Source organism: Achromobacter sp. 01N37 (assembly GCF_056399725.1).
The window spans coordinates 1-1,808 of sequence record NZ_JBFTRX010000040.1 but is presented as its reverse complement, the minus strand read 5'-3'; the positions used below and the strand labels follow the sequence as shown (position 1 = coordinate 1,808).

2 protein-coding genes are annotated in these 1,808 nt (G+C 58.6%); one reads left to right on the top strand and one right to left on the bottom strand.

What is annotated here, in order from left to right; translation table 11 throughout:
• The first annotated feature begins 66 nt into the window (after window positions 1–66).
• Window positions 67–1,317, top strand: coding sequence for an ISL3 family transposase (locus AC1DSJ_RS30095; protein WP_441637734.1), 1,251 nt, complete (start codon window positions 67–69; stop codon window positions 1,315–1,317).
• A gap of 166 nt (window positions 1,318–1,483) precedes the next feature.
• On the opposite strand, the gene AC1DSJ_RS30090 is transcribed toward AC1DSJ_RS30095, so the two are convergent.
• Window positions 1,484–1,808, bottom strand: a 325-nt coding sequence (locus AC1DSJ_RS30090) for a PHB depolymerase family esterase (protein WP_476760470.1), incomplete at its 5' end; no start/stop codon positions are given.

Here is a 1,808-nt window from a genome sequence, read left to right as displayed (position 1 = left end):
GGTTCTTCAGACTTTCGTGTGGGTAGGTAGTACGCTTTCGCGCATGGCTTGGTAAGGAGGTGTGCGATGGACAGCGTGGAACTGTACCGGCAGCTGCTTGGCGTGACTGCGCCATGGACGGTGGAGCGTGTCGACCTGGACGTGGCGCGGCAGCATGTCGAAGTGCATGTAGGGCACTTGGAGGGACAGCGTTTTTCGTGCCCCGAGTGCGGGAAGGAATTGGCGGTCTATGACCACCTTGGAGAACGGGTGTGGCGACACCTGGATAGCTGCCAGTTCCTGACGTATCTGCACGCGCGGCCTCCGCGAGTGTCGTGTCCGGAGCATGGCGTGAGGCAAGTGAGGATGCCGTGGGCGGAGGCTGGGAGTCGGTTTACGCATCTGTTTGAAGCGCTGGCAATCGACATATTGCTGGCAACGAATGTCAAGCGAGCCGCGGAGATCTTGCGCATTACGTGGGACGAAGCCTGGCACGTGATGGAAAGAGCTGTATTGAGGGGGCGGGCGGCGAAAGCCAACGAGATGCCCCGGCTGATGGGCGTGGATGAAAAGGCAATCGCCAAGGGACATCGCTATATGACGCTGGTGTGCGATCTGGAAGAAGCGACGGTGGAATACATCGGAGAAGAGCGCAAGCAGGCCAGCTTGGCCGCTTACTTCGAGGCTTTCCCGGTGGCGTATCGGGAGGCCATTGACGCTATCAGCCTGGACATGTGGCCGGCCTACATCAACGCCTGCCAGGCCAATGTGCCTGGCGCAGACGAGAAGATGGTCTTTGACCGCTTCCACATCATGCGCCATGTCATTGAGGCGGTGGACAAAGTCAGAAAGCAGGAGCACAAGGCGTTGCTGAAAGCCGGAGACGACACCCTCGCCCGCAGCAAATACCTGTGGCTGACCAACCCGGAGAACATGCTGGAGCCGACCAGGGAACGCTTCAATGCACTGAGGACGATGGAGCTGAAAACAGCTCGAGCCTGGGCCTTGAAGGAGGCGCTGCGGGGGCTGTGGAATTACCGCACCACCGGCTGGGCCACACGCTTCTGGAGGCGCTGGTACTTCTGGGCGACCCATAGCCGGCTGGCGCCGATGATTGACGCCGCCCGGCTGATCGCCCGCCACTTGCCGAATGTGCTGACCTACTTCAAACATCGCATCACCAATGCCGTTGCCGAGGGGTTGAATTCCAAGATCGCCACTGTGCAGAAGCGAGCCTGCGGCTATCGCAATCCGGACCACTTTAAGATCGCCGTCTACTTCCACTGCGGTGGTCTCAACCTACATCCAGCTGCGCTGACCCACACGAAAGTCGGATGAACCAAAATAACAAACAGATCTTTCATAACCAAAAGTAGTAGTTTCTTCGCGAACGCCGGGCGCATCCATGGGCTTGGGAGGCTCGTTAGGCTCTGGCGCCAACGAGAAGCCGGCATTGGCCGAGAACACGAGCAGGATTTCCTGGCGAGTTAGCGGCCGCCCTACATCACGGCTTGGATAGCAGCCGGCCGACCATGGCGTTGACAGCGCTCAATTGCGCCCCCGATTTCAGCGCGTAATCAGATCCGGTATAACCGAACCAGTCCCAGCAGCCTTGCGGATTAAATGGAACCGTAGACGCATTCACTTGCGGATACAGCACAAGGATGTTGTTTGTGTCCGCCCAATAGTTGTAGTTCGTCTTCGCATAGAAATCATTGCCGACCACGGCTTCGGACTGCTTGCACCCATGGAATGCCACGTGGACTTTGCACGGTGCTCCCTGAGCGCATGAACTCGGCACATAAACGAAGCCCGTATCCGCCATGCCC